Raw genomic sequence first — 15,647 nt, forward strand, 5'->3', positions numbered from 1 at the left:
AGCCGTTCTCCGCGGTGGTCACAGGACTTCACTCACCGCAGCTTCGGCATCCTTGACCCGGACCTTGCCCGACATCAGGAGCGGAAGTAGTTCGTCGCGCATCCTGGTGAGTCGACGTGATTCACGTTCTGCTACATGAGAACGACGGCGTAGCGGCAATGCTAGCCGTTCGAACGAGTTCCACTGATCTTCCGAAAGGTCGGGTACGGGTGCGCGCTCGAAGCGGTCCGCGCGAACGGCGGGGTATGCGCTCCCTTCCGCCACCGACTCCAGGTAGGAGACAAACTCATCCGTCTTCGTCGCTTGGAACAACCCAGCGACCCGACCGGGGTTTGGGGTCAGCACCGCCAATCCCGTCGAGGCGACCAAGAGTGGGTCATCATCAAGTACAAGAGCATGTGACCGTCTATTCGGCCGGACGGTAGACCAAATGGTGTCCCCCGCGGACAGGACTCGTCTTGCCCGGCCCGGCGCGTCATCCCACGACATCGGCTCCGGGAAGACAAACAAGCTCTGCCCCACTGACGAGATATCGACGTAGCGCAGCTCTCCACCCGGAACAGGGTTAGTCACAACGCGATTAACGGTGCTGATGGCCCTGAGTTCAGTATGACGCGATCCTGCACGTAAGCGATCAAACACTGCAGCGAGCAAGTCATCGGCAGTCAAGCGAATGCGCTCGTTCGCGGCGATCTTGTCATCGAGGGCACCCAACACGTCCACGATGGCCCGCTGCACCTTCAAAGCGGGTAGCCGTATAGGGATAGATTTGAGCTGCCCAAGATTAAAGCCCGGCACCGAACTACCGATCGCCTGCCCCCGCACCAGTTCAATCATGCTGCGCTGGGAGAGGTAGTAGTACAGATATAGAGGAATCACCCGATGGTCGTCAACCGTCACCTTCATCTGCTTGTTCGAGACAAGATACCTGTCGAAACGACTACTACCGTCAAGGATTCCCAGTTGGCCAACGGTTCCCCAGCAGGTGAATATCAAATCGCCGAGTCCAACGATCGAGCGAGAATATTGGCGAGCGAGCTCCTCAGGGACAAATACCAGGTCAGATTCGTCGAGCCGAACACCGATGTCTTCGCTCAGATTACTTCCACGGAGCATGGGAACGCCTGCGCGCACAAAGTTCTTCGCGGACACCGCAGAGCCAAACGGCCCCGTCGCGAATGCCGCTGGCCGATCGGCGCCGAGTTCTCCGAGTGCAATCACTTCAAACTCACCCATCAATCCGCTCCAGCTGCTCCCGAACCACATTCTCCAAGCGCGCCGACTCGTCGAACGCCGCCAGTAGCTCCTTCGTCAAACGCGCGATCTTCTCGTCGATCGGCTCACCGTCGTCTTCGGCCTCTGGCGCGCCGACGTACCGCCCGGGTGTGAGCGCATAATCAGCCGCCTTGATCTCCGCAAGCGTGGCAGACTTGCAGAAGCCCGGAATATCTTCGTAGACAATCCCTTTCGCGGCAGCTGACGCAGATCCCCGCCAGGCATGATAGGTGTCGCCAATGCGGACGATTTCCTCGTTCGTCAGGGAACGCTCGGCCCGGTCGACCATGTAGCCCAGCTCGCGGGCGTCGATGAACAGCACCTGACCCGTGCGGTCGATCGAACCCTGCTTACCCGCCGCCTTGTCCATGGCGAAAAACCACAAGCACACCGGGATTCCCGTGCTGCGGAACAGCTGGGTGGGCAGCGCAGCCATACAAGACACAAGATCGGCTTCCACGATCTGTGCGCGAATCTCGCTCTCGCCGTTCGAGTTCGACGACATCGAGCCGTTGGCCATCACCACGCCCGCCTTACCGCCCGGGGCCAGCTTGGACAGGATGTGTTGGATCCAGGCGTAGTTGGCGTTGTTTGCCGGTGGAACGCCGAACCGCCAGCGCGGATCTTCCTCGTTTCGCGACCAATGCTTGATGTTGAACGGCGGATTGGCCATCACGTAGTCCATCTGCACATCGCCGTGCTGATCGCGGGCGAAGGTGTCGCCCCACCGCGCACCGAGGCCCTTGTTGTCTATGCCGTGAATGGCGAGGTTCATTTTCGCCATCCGCCAGGTCTCCTCGATGCTCTCCTGGCCGTAGATCGAGATGTCCTTCGGATCGCCGTCGTGCTCATAGATGAACTTCTCCGTTTGCACGAACATGCCGCCCGACCCGCAGCACGGGTCATACACCCGCCCCTTCGACGGTTCGAGCACCTCGACGATCACCTTGACCACGCTGGGCGGGGTGAAGAACTCCCCTCCCCGCCTGCCCTCCGCGCGAGCGAACTTGCCGAGGAAGTACTCGTAAACCTCCCCCATCAGATCGCGGGCACGGTGCTCGCCTTGGCGGCTGAATCGTGAGCTGTTAAACAAGTCGATCAGCTCGCCCAGCCGCCGCTGGTCGATGTTGTCCTTGGTGTACAACCGCGGCAGCGTCCCGGCCAGCGTCGGGTTTGCCTTCATCACCGCGTCCATCGCCTCGTCGATGAGCTGACCAACGTTCTTCGCAAGTTCGTCACCGACCGCTGGCTTGCCTTTTGCGTTCTCCGCCAAGAAGTTCCAGCGCGCATTCGGGGGCACCACGAATACGCCGTAGCCGTGGTATTCCTCGGGATCGTCGATCAGGTCTTCGATTTGTGATTCGTCCATGCCGTCGGCGGCGAGCTCGGCCCGAATCGCGTCTCGCCGTTCCTCGTATGCGTCCGACACGTATTTGAGGAACACCAGGCCCAGGATCACATCCTTGTACTGGCTGGCCGAGAGAGATCCGCGCAGCTTGTCGGCGGCCTTCCAAAGCGTGTCCTTGAGCTCTTTCATGGTCGACGGCGCCTGCGGCTCCAGCTGCTTCTTCCTCGGAGGCATTGAAGAATTCCTTCCTATCTTTCGGCCGCGGCAACACCGGGCGTGGTGGGTTGCGCATCGAGCGTGAGGGCACCGGCGGCGACCCCATTGATCAGCGCCGTCTTCAAATCCCTTGCCGCATCGGCTCGTCGGCGCGCTTCGCGTTCGAACTCATCAGCGCGCATCAGAGCCGCTTCGAGTCGCGCGGCCTCGTCGCGCCGCATCGCCGGAACGGTCCAAGTCTTCCATTCGCTTCCGACAGCTGCCATTTCGTTGATCACTGTCGCCAACACCGTCGGCCCGATTTCGGCCGACTCCTGCAGCCGGATGATCCGCGCCGGCGAAGCGACCATCGCCCCGCCAACCGGGTCAACCCACGCCCGCGGGCGCGGCTTCTCGATGAAGATCACATCGCCCGGGTCGGTGCGGGCCGCACGCGGGTACTTGCGCGCCGCGTCGATCGGGTCGAGCGCAACACGCCGTGCCATTTCGGCCGGCAGGACCGGCACCGTTCCATCAGGCGAAGCATCGGCGAAGTCGATTCGGCTGCCGCGCTTGACAATCAAATGCTTGCGCTCGTGTAGCTCACCGAGTGATCGGTACAGCAATCGGAAACGGCCTGGCGACGGCTCTACCAGGACATCCAACGGCTCCAGCGGTGACGTCGTCGTCAAGGTTGCGGCATGCACGCGTTCGAGGTGGCGTGCCGGGTCGGCCTCACGCAAGGTCGGTGCGCGCACCCCGCGCGGTACCACGGAGCCCGCGGCGAGCACGCTGGCCAGGTCGATACGGCGGGCGTACCGGAATGCGCGATCCTCGGTCTGGGCCAACGCCCCGGCGATGTCCGCGGCAATATCGCCGCGTTCGAGATGGTCAACGACGCCGAGATCGGCTACCCAGGGCCGCTGCGCGTTGGCGCCTCCCAGGCATATCCACAGTGCGAGGCTCTGGCGGTGCGCCTCGCGCCACAGGCCGCGCGGAAGTCGAATGGCCGCAACCAAATTGCCAACCCGCAAGGTCGTGGCCCGCCGTTGCTGCAGGGTTGCCGCCAGCTCGTCGGACAACGCCGCGGCCGGACCAAGCAGCACCGCGACGTCGTCTTCATCCAACGCGACAACCACGTCATCAGCGCGGTCAAGTGCATCGCCGATGTCCAAGCCAACAAGCGATGACACTGAAATGCGTGGCCGTGCAGCCGGTTCACCGACCGCGATGCCGCGAATCACCGCTCTGCGGCGAAGCGCTCGGTCGTTGGACACGACCCCGAGTTCACATGCCGCCGCGATGTCAAGCGCAACCCAATCATCGGCGCGCATAACCACGGGCTCGTGCTCAAGATGTGTGGCCGCCGCCTCAACGATCCAGCCGAGCATCTCGACCGCGGCGCGGGTGAGTTCACGCGCGCCTAGCGTGCGCTTCAGGCGACCTTGCTCAAGGCGTGCCAACGCATCGGGTGGGCCGAACGACGCCTCCACCAGATCGTCGACGTAGGTGAGCAGTGCCTCCGATGCCTGCACGCCTCGGATCTCGCGCAACAAGGACAAGTCATCCGGGTCGAATTCCTCCGCCAGCCCAACGCGGTGCGGCAACGATGTGCCTGCGAGTTCTTGTCCCGTCAACACATGCCAGCACAGCAGCGTGACGACATCCTCAAGGGCCACGCCGTCGGGTACCGCAACCGCAGGTGCGTCGTAGGCGTGCTCGGCGTTGTTGCCTCGGCCCGTGCGCGTCAGCCATTCGACCACCTCATCGCGGGCGAACCGCGCGACCCCATCGGTGATCTCCACCGGCGCCGGAAATGGAATCGACACGCCGCGCACAATCGGCCGCTTTCGCCACATGCTGACGACAGGCCGGCGTACCTTTGCAAGGTCAGCGACGTCCTGCAGCGTCTGTTGCAGCACTTGGATGCGTGCGATCAGCCGCCGCAAATGCGCCCGGGTAACCGCACCGCCGGGGCCGGGGCTCGCGAAAGCCCTGAGCCGCAACGGCTATCCGCCGGGCTTGCACGGCGGATAGCCTCACGGGCCAGGTAGACACGGCGCCGAGAGTACCGCTTGGTACCGGCAATCTCGGCGGCCATGCTGCGGCGAGCTCACGCCTCCGGATTCTTGAGCTCTCGGTATGCCGACTCCAGGTCGGCCGGTACCGCTTCCAGCTCGCGGTAGACGCCCATCAACTGCTCGAGGATCTCGACTCGGTGCGCAATCGCCTCGTCCGTCTTCCGCCGGGCCTGCTCGCGATAATGGTCGGCCTCGAATTTCACGTCGGCGAGCAGCTGCTCACGTTCCGCCTGCGCGTCAGTGCGCATCCTGTCCAGTTCGGCGTGCAACGTTTCCTCGGCTTTCGCATACTCGGCTTCCCGGGCTTTGAACTGCGCATCCAAGTCCGCCAGCCGCTCTTTGTGCTTCTGCTGCTCGGCCTCGACCTTCGCCTCGGCCGCGGCGATCAGCGCCTCCGCCTCAGTCCGCGCCTCGGCCTGCATCTCGGCGACCTCGTCGACCGCACGCCGCAGCATATTCGCCATCCGCTGTTGCGTCGCATGCGGCGTGGGCGAGGTTTCGGTGAGCTGGGCGACCTCTTTGCGCAACCCGGCTGCCTCATCGCCGAGCTCATTCAGCCGGGCCCTCAAGCTCTCGACATCGTCGAGCACCAACTGCTGCTTGGTGGTCAACATCTCGATGTGGGCATCGACCGCAGCCGGATCGTATCCGAGGAACCTGCGAGTGAATGTGTTCGTGGATTCGGGCTCCACAACCAACTCCCCTTCTGAAATCGCTTGGCAACCCGGCAGAACCAACCCCTGAGGCCGAGTATGTCATGGTCTTCGTCGAAACGGAGGTCACGATCAGCCGCCGCATGGGCGCCGGTCGATCCGGCTACCGGACCGCGACCCGCTAAACCTTTGGGCCGCAACAACGATCCGTCCGACCTTGTCGACTGCGCTCAGCGTGGAAGCTCAGCCGGTCTTACCCCGCACTGGTTTTCTGCTCGAATGGCAGCACGACGCCGGCGCCCGACGACTCGTGTCGATCGCGGTATGCCGACTCGAGCGTGGCCGGGACCGATTCCAGCCCGCGGTACGCGAGCATGAGATCCTCCAGGATCTTGATCCGTTGCAGATTCGCCTCGTCCGCCGCACGCCGGGCCTGCTCACGATAATCATCAGCCTCCCGGTTGGCGTCGGCGAGGAGCTGCTCACGCGCCTTGTTGGCGTCGGCGAGGAGCTGCTCACGCGCCTTGTGGGCGTCGGCGCGCAGACCGGCCAGTTCGGCCTCGAGCTTTTCCCTTGCTTCAGCGCACTCGGCTTCCAGGGCGCTTCGCTGCGCCGCCACGTCCGCCAACATCTCGTCATGCTTTTGACGCGCGGCCTCGCCCTCCGACTCAATTGTCGCGACCAACGCCGCTACCTCGGCCTGGGCCTCGGCACGCATCTGGGCAACCTCGTCGACCGCGTGTCGCAGCAGTTTGGCGATGCGATGCGCCATCGCGTGTGGCGACGACGAGGTGTCGTTGAGGAGGGCGACCTCTTTTCGCAGCGCGGCTGTGTCATCGGCATATTTCTTCAGCCGGGTCGTCAGGTGCTCGATCTCGTCGAGCAGCGACTGCCGCTCGGTGGTCGACTCGTCCATGTAGGTCTCGACGGCCAGCGGATCGTAGCCAAGAAGAACACGAGGGAACTTGTGTGCCGGTCCGCTCTTCACGCGCGATTCTCCTTCCTGAAATGCCTGGTAAATCCGATGAAACCGACCCGAATCGAGTATGTCACGGGTTGCCTGGCGCTGTCATGAGCGAACATAACTGTGGAACCGGTACCGCAGGCCGGTGCGGCTGGTCTGCCACTCTCCCGTCGTACCGACCCACGTGTCGTCGAGCACCGGTGCGACGATTTCTCCGTCATCACGTGGCAGGTCGATGTCGACCTCGGTAACCTCGCACCGGCTGGCGCGCGGCGCCGCCAGCGTGTAGATCTGCTCGCCGCCCACTACCCAGGTGTCTGGATCAGCTAGCGCCTCGTCGAGACTTCGCACCACCGTCGCGCCGTCGGCCGTGAAGCCGCTCTGCCGGGTCAGCACGATATTCCGCCGGCCTGGCAGCGGCCGAAACTTCGCCGGCAGCGACTCCCAGGTGCGCCGGCCCATCACCACGGTGTGCCCCATCGTGAGCGCCTGGAAGCGGGCCAGGTCCTCGGGCAACCGCCATGGAATACCGCCCCCGCGGCCGATGACCCCGGACGTCGACTGAGCCCAAATCAAGCTCAGGCCGGTCATACCGCGACGGGAGCTTTGATCGCGGGATGCGGGTGATAGTCCTGCACGACGACATCATCGTAACGATAGTCGAAGATCGAATCACGATGCGCTAAAACCAGTTTCGGGTACGGCCGCGGGTCACGGCCCAGCTGCTCGGTGACCTGCTCGACGTGGTTGTCGTAAATGTGGCAGTCCCCGCCGGTCCAGATGAATTCGCCGACCGCCAAACCGGATTGCGCGGCCATCATGTGGGTCAGCAGCGCATAGCTGGCGATGTTGAACGGCACGCCGAGGAACAGGTCGGCGCTGCGCTGATAAAGCTGACAGCTGAGCCGGCCGTCGGCCACGTAGAACTGGAACAGCACATGGCACGGTGCCAACGCCATCTGCGGGATATCGCCGACGTTCCACGCCGACACGATGATGCGCCGCGAATCCGGATCGGTCCGCAGCAGCTGCAGCGCTGCGCCGATCTGATCGACGTGTTCACCGGACGGGGTGGGCCAGGACCGCCACTGCACGCCGTAGACGGGACCGAGATCGCCGGTGTCGCTTGCCCATTCGTCCCAGATCGTGACTCCGTGCTGCCGCAACCAGCCGACGTTGGAGTCACCGCGCAAAAACCACAGCAGCTCGTAGACCACCGACTTGTAGTGCACCTTCTTGGTGGTGATCAGCGGGAAGCCGGCCGACAGGTCGTATCGCATCTGGTGGCCGAACAGGCTGCGGGTTCCGGTGCCGGTGCGGTCGGCTTTGGCTGTGCCCCGCTCGAGCACCAGGCGCAGCAGATCCTCGTAGGGGGTGGCGATCGGCACGCTGCTTAGCGTACTGGCGAGCCGTCAGAGTAAAACGGAAGCCATGCCGAACATCACCGACACCGTCACCACTGCCGACGGCACCTGCACCGTGCGCCTGTTCACCCCCGACGGGGAGGGTCCCTGGCCCGGCGTGGTCATGTACCCCGACGCCGGCGGCGTGCGCCCCACCTTCGACGAAATGGCCACCAGGCTGGCCGGCTTCGGCTACGCCGTGCTGCTGCCCGACATCTACTACCGCCTGGGCGACTGGGAGCCCATCGACATGAAGACCGCATTCAGCGACCCTGAGGAGCGCAAGCGGCTGATGTCGATGATGGGCAGCGTGACCCCGCTGAAGATGGACATCGATGCCGGCGCGTTCTTCGACTACCTGGCCGCTCGCCCGGAGGTCAGCGGGGACCGGTTCGGGACCACCGGTTACTGCATGGGCGGACGGACCTCGCTGGTGGTGGCCGGCCGGCAGCCCGACCGGGTGGCTGCCGCGGCGTCGTTCCACGGCGGCGGGCTGGTGACCGACGGCGACGACAGTCCTCATCTGCTGGCCGACCAGATTCGGGCGGCGGTGTATGTGGCAGGCGCAGAGAACGACGCGTCGTTCACCGCCGAACACGCCGAACAGCTCGAGAAGGCGCTGACGGCGGCGGGCGTCGAGCACACCATCGAGACCTACCCGGCCGGGCACGGGTTCGCCGTCCCGGACAACCAGCCCTATGACGCCGCCGCGGCCGAACGGCATTGGGCGGCGACGCGCGACTTCTTCGGGACCCACCTAACGGCGTAGTCCATGTACGTCGACGCGATGACGACTCCCCAGCCGCTCGGCCAGACCGCTGACCTGGCCCGGCGAACGCAGTCCGCGGGGTTTTCCGGTCTGTTGTTCACCGAGACGGGCCGCACGGCCTATCTCAACGCCGCGGTGGCCTCGCAGGCTGCGCCCGGACTCGAATTATCGACGGGGGTCGCGGTGGCATTTCCGCGCAGTCCGTTCATCACGGCGGCCACGGCGTGGGAACTGCAAGATGCGACCGGTGGAAAGTTTCGGCTGGGCCTGGGCACGCAGGTGCGCACGCACGTGGTGCGGCGCTACGGGACCGCGTTCGAGCGGCCCGGTCCGCGGCTGCGCGACTACCTGCTCGCAGTCAAGGCCTGCTTCTCGGCGTTCCGCACCGGAAAGCTCGATCACCACGGCGAGTTCTACGACCTGGATTTCATCACGCCGCCGTGGAATCCGGGGCCCATCAACGCTCCCGACCCGAAAGTCGATATCGCTGCGGTGAATCCGTGGATGCTGCGGATGGCGGGCGAAGTCGCCGACGGCGTGCATGTCCATCCGATCGGCGAGCCCGGCTATCTGGCCCGTCACGTGCTGCCGAACGTGGCCGAGGGAGCAGCGAAGGCACGGCGTTGCGATGCGGACATCGCGATCATCGTGCCGGTGATGACGATCGTCGGCGACACCGACGAAGAACGCGACAAGCAGCGAGAAGCCGTGCGCGCCAGCATGGCCTTCTACGGAAGCACACCCAACTACGCGTTCATCTGGGACCAGGCCGGGTTCGAGGGTACGACGGCACGGATTCGGCAGAAGCAAAAGGCCGGCGACTTCGCCGGCATGACAGCCCAGGTCAGCGACGACCATGTCGCCGCGTTCGCCACCGAGTCGACGTGGGACAAGCTGGCCGACGCGCTGAGCGAGAAGTACGCCGGAATCGCGACGCGGCTGGTGCTGTACAACGCCGCCGGCGATCCGGAGCGGTTCGAGCGGTACGGCGAGGTGGCCCGCCGAATCAGCGGCCGGTCAACCGCTGCATGAAGTCGGGGTAGCGCACGCCCTGCACCTCGATACCGGCTGCGGCGTCGTCGATTTCGCGCAAGTCCTGGGCGGTCAGCTCGACGTCGGCCGCGCCGAGGTTTTCCGAGAGCCGGTCCAGGCGCCGGGTGCCCGGGATCGGCACGATCCAGGGCTGGTGCGCCAGCAGCCACGCCAACGCGATCTGGCCGGGTGTCGCACCTTTGCGGGCCGCGATCGTCTGCAGCAGCTCAACCACGGCGCGGTTGGTTTCGCGGACGTCGGCGGCGAACCTGGGAATGCTGCTGCGGATGTCGGAGTGATCGAATTGTGTTGTCTTGCTGATTCTTCCGGTGAGAAAGCCCTTGCCAAGCGGGCTGTACGGCACGAAGCCGATGCCGAGTTGGGCCAATGTCGGCGGTAAGACCCGATCGCCCGGCCAAACTGCTTGCGCTGCTTAATGTGCGCCAGCGTGGTGTCGAAGCACCACTGCGCAATCCCAAGCTGGACAAAAACGGCACCGGCGCGACGGCTCGGCCGATCTCCTCTGAGACCACGGCCGCCTCACGAGCACCCGCGCCCGCGCCGCCGAGGTGCTCGGGCACCAGCAAGCCGGCCATCCCCAGATCGGCGGCCAACCCACGCCAGATATCGGAAAAGCCATGCGGCGCGGGGATCATAGGCGCGCATGACCGATTCCGGCGAGCACCGGTCGGCGAACAGCCGGCGCACGCTATCCCGCAGCGCTTCCCCGGTGTCGGAGTACAGCAGCTCACGCATCGTTGTAGATCCTGGCTCATCGGAATGCCGCCGCGTCGCCGAGTCGCTGACCGCCGTCGATCACCATGGCTTCGCCGGTGATCCAGCTCGCCTCGTCGGACACCAGGAACGCGACTGCGGCCGCGACGTCGGGCGGCTCGCCGATGCGGCCCACCGCCGTCGACGCCGACAGGGCGCCTTCGTGGTCCTTCCACAGCGCTTCGGCGAGCCTGGTGCGAACCACGCCCGGGCAGATCGCATTCACCCGCACCCGCGGCGAAAGTTCAAGCGCCAGTTGCTTGGTGACGTGGATCAGCGCGGCCTTGGTGGCGTTGTACATGCCCATGTAGGGCGACTGATGCATGCCGCCGATCGAGGCGGTGTTGATGATCACGCCACCGTGCTCGCCCATCCACGCCTTGGCCACGAGCGAGGTCCACAGCAACGGCGCCCACAGGTTGACCTCGAAGATCTTGGCGAACCGGGCGTGGTCCTGCTCGATCAGCGGGCCGTAAGCCGGGTTGGTGCCGGCGTTGTTGACCAGGATGTCGACGCTGCCGAAGCGGTCGAGTGTCTTCTCGACGCAGCGTCGGGCCGCGTCCTCGTCGACGGCGTGGGCGGCCACGCCGACGGCGCTGCCGCCGATCTGCCTGGCCGCCGCGTCGGCGCTGTCCTGCTTGCGGGAAGTGACCACCACGTTCGCGCCCGCGGCGGCCAATCGCTGCGCGATGGCCAGGCCGATGCCTCGCGAGGCCCCGGTGACGATCGCCGTTCGGCCGCCCAGCTGCGGTGAGCTCATTACGCCTCCTCTAACAAGTTGCGTTGGTAGCGGCGCATCCCGCTCAGCCATCGGTCGTAGTCGGCGCCTTTTTGCCGGTACATCTCCAGCACGCCGGGGTGCGGAAGGATCAGGAAGCGTTCCTCGTCGATCGCCGTCAGCACGCTGTCGGCGACGTCCGCCGGCTCGAGCACCTCGCCCGCGGTGGTGACCGCTCGGGTGGCCAGGTCACCGAGCCGGTCACCGGATTGCTCGCCTTCGCACAGCAGCTTGGTGTTCACTCCCATCGGGCACAGACAGCTCACCCGCACGCCCTGGTCGCCGTAGGTGATGTTCAGCCATTCAGCGAAGCCGACGGCAGCGTGCTTGGTGACCGCGTAGGTCGCTGATCCGAGTTGGGTGAGCAGCCCTGCGGCTGATGCGGTGCTGATGAAGTAGCCCTCGCCTCGCTCGATCCAGCCGGGTATCAACAATTGGGCGGCGCGGACATGCGCCCGCACATTGACGTCGAAGGACCGGTCCCACTCTTTCTCGCTGACCTGCAACCCGGCGGCGCCGGTGATGCCCGCATTCGCGAAATAAAGGTCGACCGGGCCGAATCCGCTTTGCGCGAGCGTGATCACCCGCCGGATCTGCGCGGTGTCGGCGACGTCAGCACCCGCAGCGATTGCTCCGCCGGGCCGTTCGGCGTTGATCGCGCGGGCCACTGCGTCGGCGGCGCTAACGTTTATGTCGGCGACCACCACACGCGCGTCGTGTCGTGCCAGCTTGACGGCCAACGCGCTGCCGATGCCGTTGCCGCCGCCGGTGACGATGGCGACCTTGTCGGCAACCTTCATGACAACGGGTTCCTTTCATCTCTGGACAGCAGCCGGGTGATCCAGGCGCGGGAGTCGGCCGGGTCGATCACGTCGTCGAGCTCGAACGTAGTGGCCGACGTCAACACCTTGCCGTGCCGGTAGGCCGCCTCGACCGATTCGTCGAACAGGTCCTGGCGTTCGATCGGGTCTGCAACCGCGGCCAGCTCCTTGCTGAATCCCAGTCGCACAGCATCTTCCAAGCCCATCCCGCCGATCTCCCCGGTCGGCCAGGCGACGGTGAACTCCGGGGCGCGGAGCGAGCCGCCGGCCATGCGGTGCGGATGATCCGGAGCGCGATCTCACCGCGGTTCGCGATCAACAGTCGCGTCACATCCGGTCCTTTGTCACGGTCGAGCGTTTCCCATCCGGATCACATCATGCCGCCACTGCGTTTTGACACTTTCACCGGATCGTCATGCCAAAAGGCGGTAGCTTCGTTCCATGAAGCAATACGTGGTCACAGGACTGGCCGCCGTGTTGATGGCCGGCGGGCTCATTGCCGGTGCTGCCCCGGCGAGCGCCGGATGCATGAACCCGGGATCGGCGACGCATCCCCTTGCGCAACTGTGTGACAGCCCCCCCGACTCCGACGGCATGTGGGAGCGCTGCCTGACGTACTACCCGAACGGGCCTCTGAATCCCGCCGAGGCCGACTGCTACACGATGAGCGCGAACGATCCGCCCGCCGAAGGCGACCCCATATTGCGCAACCCGCCAACGCACATCGACCCGTAGCGAGCAGCTCACGGCATGAGCTGAGCCGCGACCGTCGCACCGAGTTCCCAGCACGCCTGCAGGTCGGCTTTGTCGGGCTTGCCCGAGACCACCACGTACTCCGCGGCTTTCACCCATCCCAGGCCGGTCGTGATGGAATCGACGCCGCGCTCGGCGCCCTCGGTGCCCTCGTTGCCGTGCAAATACAGGCCGAACGGTCGTCCCCGCGCGGCGTCCAGGCATGGGTAGTAACAAACGTCGAAGGCATGTTTGAGCGCGCCGCTCATGTACCCGAGGTTGGCCGGGCTTCCGAGTAGGTAGCCGTGGGCCGACAGCACGTCGGTCGGCGAGACCGCCAGCGCCGGTCGCCGGACGACGTCCACGCCCTCGATCTCGGGATCGGTCGCCCCGGAGACCACCGCCTCGAACATCTCTTGCATGTACGGCGACGGCGTGTGGTGAATGACCAACAGCGTCTTGCTCATTGGCGACCCTGCATTGCTCGGTGCAACTCCACGGCTTTTTTCATCGCTTCCCGCGCGCGGGTGCGATCCCCGGCGTAGTCGTAGGCGCGCGCCAGCCGATACCAGCGCCGCCAATTGTGCGGGTCGCCGTCCAGCTCGGCACGGACGGTGTCGAACAAGGCGTCGGCGGCGTCGCGCTCGATGCGCCCGGACGGCCGGCGCGGCAACGCGGACACGTCGAGCTCCATCCCGTCGTCGGCGACGAGCCGGGCCAACTTCTGATGGGCAAAGCCCGCCCGCAAGGTCGCGATCATCGCCCAGAGGCCGATCGCGGGCAGGATCAACAGCGCCGTGCCCAAAACGACCGCGACGGCACGCCCGGCGGCGATCATCAGGACGGCGGTCCGGCCCAGCAACGCGAGGTATACCAGCAACGCCGCGCACATGAACGCGATCGTCAGCTGGATGCGCGCACGCCGCGACGTCCCGCTCATTGCAGGTTCAGCAGAGATTCAATTCCCACCGTCAGGCCCGGATGTTCGGCGACCCGCCGTACCGCCAACAGCACGCCGGGCACGAACGACGTGCGGTCCATGCTGTCGTGGCGGATCGTCAAGGTCTCCCCCGCGGTGCCGAACAACACTTCCTGATGCGCGACCAGCCCGGCCAGCCGCACCGAGTGCACCGGGACACCGTCGACATCGGCGCCACGGGCGCCCGGCAAGCTCGCGGTGGTGGCATCGGGGTTGGGCGCCAGTTCTTTTCGTGCTTCGGCAATCAGCGCGGCGGTCCGGGCAGCGGTTCCCGACGGGGCGTCGGCCTTGTGCGGGTGATGAAGTTCGATGATCTCGACCGACTCGTAGAAGGGAGCGGCCTGCTTGGCGAAATGCATGGACAGCACCGCCCCGATCGCGAAGTTGGGCGCGACGAGCGCACCGACACCCGGTTTGGCGGCCAGCCACGCCCGCACCTGTTGCAGCCGTTCGTCGGTGAAGCCGGTGGTTCCGACGACAGCGTGAATCCCGTTGTCGATCAAGAACTTCAAATTATCCATCACGACATCGGGATGGGTGAAGTCGATGACGACCTCGGTGTTGTTATCGGTCAGCGCGCTCAGCGCATCACCGGCATCGACCTCGGCGGATAAGGTGAGGTCCTCGGCGGCCTGCACCGCCTGGATCATCGTCGCGCCGACCTTGCCCTTCGACCCCAGCACTCCTACCCGCATAGCTCCACCCTAGAACGTGCCACTTCCTCGCGAGTGTGCGTGTGTGTACGTCGACACGCCGGCGCGAGCGGCATTTTGCGCACGCTCGCCGATTCGGCGACAACAGCCACGTCAAACTGACGCACGATGTGGTGTATGAAGCGGACCAACATCTATCCTGCGGAGGCGCAAACAGCCAGCCTCGACAAGTTAGCCGCGCAGCAGGGGGTGTCGCGCGCCGAGCTCATCCGCCAACTCCTGAACCGCGCGCTCACCGGCGTTGACGACAATCTGGCGTCCGACCTTGAGGCGATCGACGGTTCGTTCGGGGCGCTTCGCGAAATCGAGTTGCCGGTGCGCCGGCCCGCCGGCCGCGAGAAGCATCGTGCTCGAGCCTCGCGCAGCACCACACGATCTTGGTGGATTCCGATGTGCTGGTAAGTAACGCGGCAGAGCTGTCGTCGCATAAGTTGTCCACAGTTGCGACTTGGTCAACAACCGCTGCCTCAGCGCCATCCCGTATCACCTACCGTCAAGATGCGCGCGAGGGTGGAGTCTGGCGTACTTGAACATACGTTCGATCAAGCGGCTCGGCTCATCCTCGCCGAACTGGCTACTTCGGCCACGCTGGTGCCGCTGACCCATCCCGGCGACGCCGCACCCGAGCCCGGCTACGTGCCCTCCAAAACGCTGGCCCATTTCGTGCGCTGCCGGGATCTGATCTGCCGCTGGCCCGGCTGCGACCACCCGGCCTATGACTGCGACCTCGACCACACCATCCCGCATGCCAACGGCGGGCCCCACCCACGCGCCCTGAGCACGCGCCCACTCCGTCAGGTTCACACCGCCAACATACTCACTCGAACGTTCATGCGCTCACTATCACTCAGTATTACCCCAACAGCTCAAACCCCCTTTGGTGGCATGGCATCGTTGCGGGTCGATCACCTGGCTTCGCCGCGGTGAGATGCAAATACATTGCGGTGCCGAGCAATTGAAAGCCCATGACGCGCTGTGCGGCGATGCGCGTAGACAACCCCGATCCCCGTCACACCTTCATCCACGCCGTGACGGCCCGGCACCGACGGTGCCCCGCTGGCTTGCCTGTGGGTCGCCGCCGCCTGCCCTGGCCGACAATCCGCCCAACGTTCCCGCGGCCGAGACACCGG

The 15,647-nt window shown here is 65.3% G+C and carries 17 protein-coding genes and 4 pseudogenes; 5 read left to right on the plus strand and 16 right to left on the minus strand.

The genetic code is table 11. From position 1 onward, the window contains the following. Nucleotides 1–18: 18 nt before the first annotated feature. The 8 genes and pseudogenes from M5I08_RS18650 to M5I08_RS18685 form a co-directional block, all read right to left on the minus strand. Nucleotides 19–1,236: a restriction endonuclease subunit S gene (locus M5I08_RS18650; protein ID WP_219065447.1), complete on the minus strand. Its 1,218-nt coding sequence runs from the start codon at nt 1,234–1,236 to the stop codon at nt 19–21. Then, nucleotides 1,229–2,857: a class I SAM-dependent DNA methyltransferase gene (locus M5I08_RS18655; protein ID WP_219065448.1), complete on the minus strand. Its 1,629-nt coding sequence runs from the start codon at nt 2,855–2,857 to the stop codon at nt 1,229–1,231. Before M5I08_RS18655 ends, M5I08_RS18650 begins: the two co-directional genes overlap by 8 nt. Before the next feature lie 14 nt (nt 2,858–2,871). Then, nucleotides 2,872–4,737 (minus strand): hypothetical protein, encoded by a 1,866-nt coding sequence (locus M5I08_RS18660; RefSeq protein ID WP_370328659.1) that lies wholly within the window; start codon nt 4,735–4,737, stop codon nt 2,872–2,874. Then, nucleotides 4,711–4,861, minus strand: a pseudogene (locus M5I08_RS18665) (winged helix-turn-helix domain-containing protein); the annotation flags it as partial. The pseudogene M5I08_RS18665 and the gene M5I08_RS18660, both read right to left, overlap by 27 nt. A 70-nt stretch (nt 4,862–4,931) precedes the next feature. Beyond that, the gene (locus M5I08_RS18670) at nt 4,932–5,597 is read right to left on the minus strand and encodes a cell division protein DivIVA (RefSeq protein WP_370328508.1); all 666 of its coding nucleotides are present in this window, start codon (nt 5,595–5,597) and stop codon (nt 4,932–4,934) included. Between the two features lie 208 nt (nt 5,598–5,805). Beyond that, complete coding sequence (locus M5I08_RS18675; protein ID WP_249763404.1) at nt 5,806–6,468, minus strand: cell division protein DivIVA; 663 nt, start codon at nt 6,466–6,468, stop codon at nt 5,806–5,808. 153 nt (nt 6,469–6,621) lie between these two features. Further along, nucleotides 6,622–7,107 carry a dihydrofolate reductase gene (locus M5I08_RS18680; protein WP_219065451.1) on the minus strand — a complete coding sequence of 162 codons (486 nt, stop codon included), beginning with the start codon at nt 7,105–7,107 and terminating at the stop codon, nt 6,622–6,624. Then, the gene (locus M5I08_RS18685) at nt 7,104–7,904 is read right to left on the minus strand and encodes a thymidylate synthase (protein WP_219065452.1); all 801 of its coding nucleotides are present in this window, start codon (nt 7,902–7,904) and stop codon (nt 7,104–7,106) included. Before M5I08_RS18685 ends, M5I08_RS18680 begins: the two co-directional genes overlap by 4 nt. Before the next feature lie 43 nt (nt 7,905–7,947). On the opposite strand from M5I08_RS18685, the gene M5I08_RS18690 reads away from it, so the two are divergent. Both M5I08_RS18690 and M5I08_RS18695 read left to right on the plus strand, forming a co-directional pair. Then, nucleotides 7,948–8,688, plus strand: a complete 741-nt coding sequence (locus M5I08_RS18690) for a dienelactone hydrolase family protein (RefSeq protein ID WP_219065453.1) — start codon at nt 7,948–7,950, stop codon at nt 8,686–8,688. A gap of 3 nt (nt 8,689–8,691) precedes the next feature. Further along, nucleotides 8,692–9,720, plus strand: a complete 1,029-nt coding sequence (locus M5I08_RS18695) for a TIGR03617 family F420-dependent LLM class oxidoreductase (RefSeq protein ID WP_219065454.1) — start codon at nt 8,692–8,694, stop codon at nt 9,718–9,720. Here the strand turns inward: M5I08_RS18695 and M5I08_RS18700 are convergent. The 5 genes and pseudogenes from M5I08_RS18700 to M5I08_RS18720 form a co-directional block, all read right to left on the minus strand. Then, entirely contained in the window at nt 9,695–10,084 is a 390-nt protein-coding gene (locus M5I08_RS18700; RefSeq protein WP_249762896.1) for an aldo/keto reductase, read from the minus strand. The two genes, M5I08_RS18695 and M5I08_RS18700, sit on opposite strands and share 26 nt — an antisense overlap. A gap of 94 nt (nt 10,085–10,178) precedes the next feature. Next, nucleotides 10,179–10,476: pseudogene (locus tag M5I08_RS18705) on the minus strand (acyl-CoA dehydrogenase family protein); the annotation flags it as partial. A 16-nt stretch (nt 10,477–10,492) separates the two neighbouring features. Then, nucleotides 10,493–11,254, minus strand: coding sequence for an SDR family oxidoreductase (locus tag M5I08_RS18710; protein ID WP_219065455.1), 762 nt, complete (start codon nt 11,252–11,254; stop codon nt 10,493–10,495). After that, the gene (locus M5I08_RS18715; protein WP_219065456.1) at nt 11,254–12,072 is read right to left on the minus strand and encodes an SDR family oxidoreductase; all 819 of its coding nucleotides are present in this window, start codon (nt 12,070–12,072) and stop codon (nt 11,254–11,256) included. Before M5I08_RS18715 ends, M5I08_RS18710 begins: the two co-directional genes overlap by 1 nt. Further along, a pseudogene (locus M5I08_RS18720) lies at nt 12,069–12,365 on the minus strand (hypothetical protein); the annotation flags it as partial. The pseudogene M5I08_RS18720 and the gene M5I08_RS18715, both read right to left, overlap by 4 nt. A 169-nt stretch (nt 12,366–12,534) precedes the next feature. Here M5I08_RS18720 and M5I08_RS18725 point away from each other — a divergent pair. Beyond that, on the plus strand, nt 12,535–12,828 hold the full coding sequence (locus tag M5I08_RS18725; RefSeq protein ID WP_219065457.1) for a CDGP domain-containing protein: 294 nt from the start codon (nt 12,535–12,537) through the stop codon (nt 12,826–12,828). A gap of 8 nt (nt 12,829–12,836) precedes the next feature. On the opposite strand, the gene M5I08_RS18730 is transcribed toward M5I08_RS18725, so the two are convergent. The 3 genes from M5I08_RS18730 to dapB are packed head-to-tail and all read right to left on the minus strand — an operon-like array spanning nt 12,837 to nt 14,499. Beyond that, nucleotides 12,837–13,292, minus strand: a complete 456-nt coding sequence (locus tag M5I08_RS18730; protein WP_219065458.1) for a flavodoxin family protein — start codon at nt 13,290–13,292, stop codon at nt 12,837–12,839. Further along, nucleotides 13,289–13,765, minus strand: coding sequence for a tetratricopeptide repeat protein (locus M5I08_RS18735; RefSeq protein WP_219065459.1), 477 nt, complete (start codon nt 13,763–13,765; stop codon nt 13,289–13,291). The genes M5I08_RS18730 and M5I08_RS18735 overlap by 4 nt, the downstream gene beginning before the upstream one ends. Beyond that, nucleotides 13,762–14,499: a 4-hydroxy-tetrahydrodipicolinate reductase gene (dapB, locus tag M5I08_RS18740; protein WP_219065460.1), complete on the minus strand. Its 738-nt coding sequence runs from the start codon at nt 14,497–14,499 to the stop codon at nt 13,762–13,764. Before dapB ends, M5I08_RS18735 begins: the two co-directional genes overlap by 4 nt. Nucleotides 14,500–14,634: 135 nt before the next feature. Here dapB and M5I08_RS18745 point away from each other — a divergent pair, with 135 nt between their 5' ends. Continuing rightward, entirely contained in the window at nt 14,635–14,919 is a 285-nt protein-coding gene (locus M5I08_RS18745) for a ribbon-helix-helix domain-containing protein (RefSeq protein WP_219065461.1), read from the plus strand. 156 nt (nt 14,920–15,075) lie between these two features. Beyond that, nucleotides 15,076–15,279: pseudogene (locus M5I08_RS18750) on the plus strand (HNH endonuclease signature motif containing protein); the annotation flags it as partial. Between the last annotated feature and the right edge of the window lie 368 nt (nt 15,280–15,647).

The organism is Candidatus Mycobacterium methanotrophicum (assembly GCF_023515995.1).
GTDB classification, from domain to species: domain Bacteria; phylum Actinomycetota; class Actinomycetes; order Mycobacteriales; family Mycobacteriaceae; genus Mycobacterium; species Mycobacterium methanotrophicum.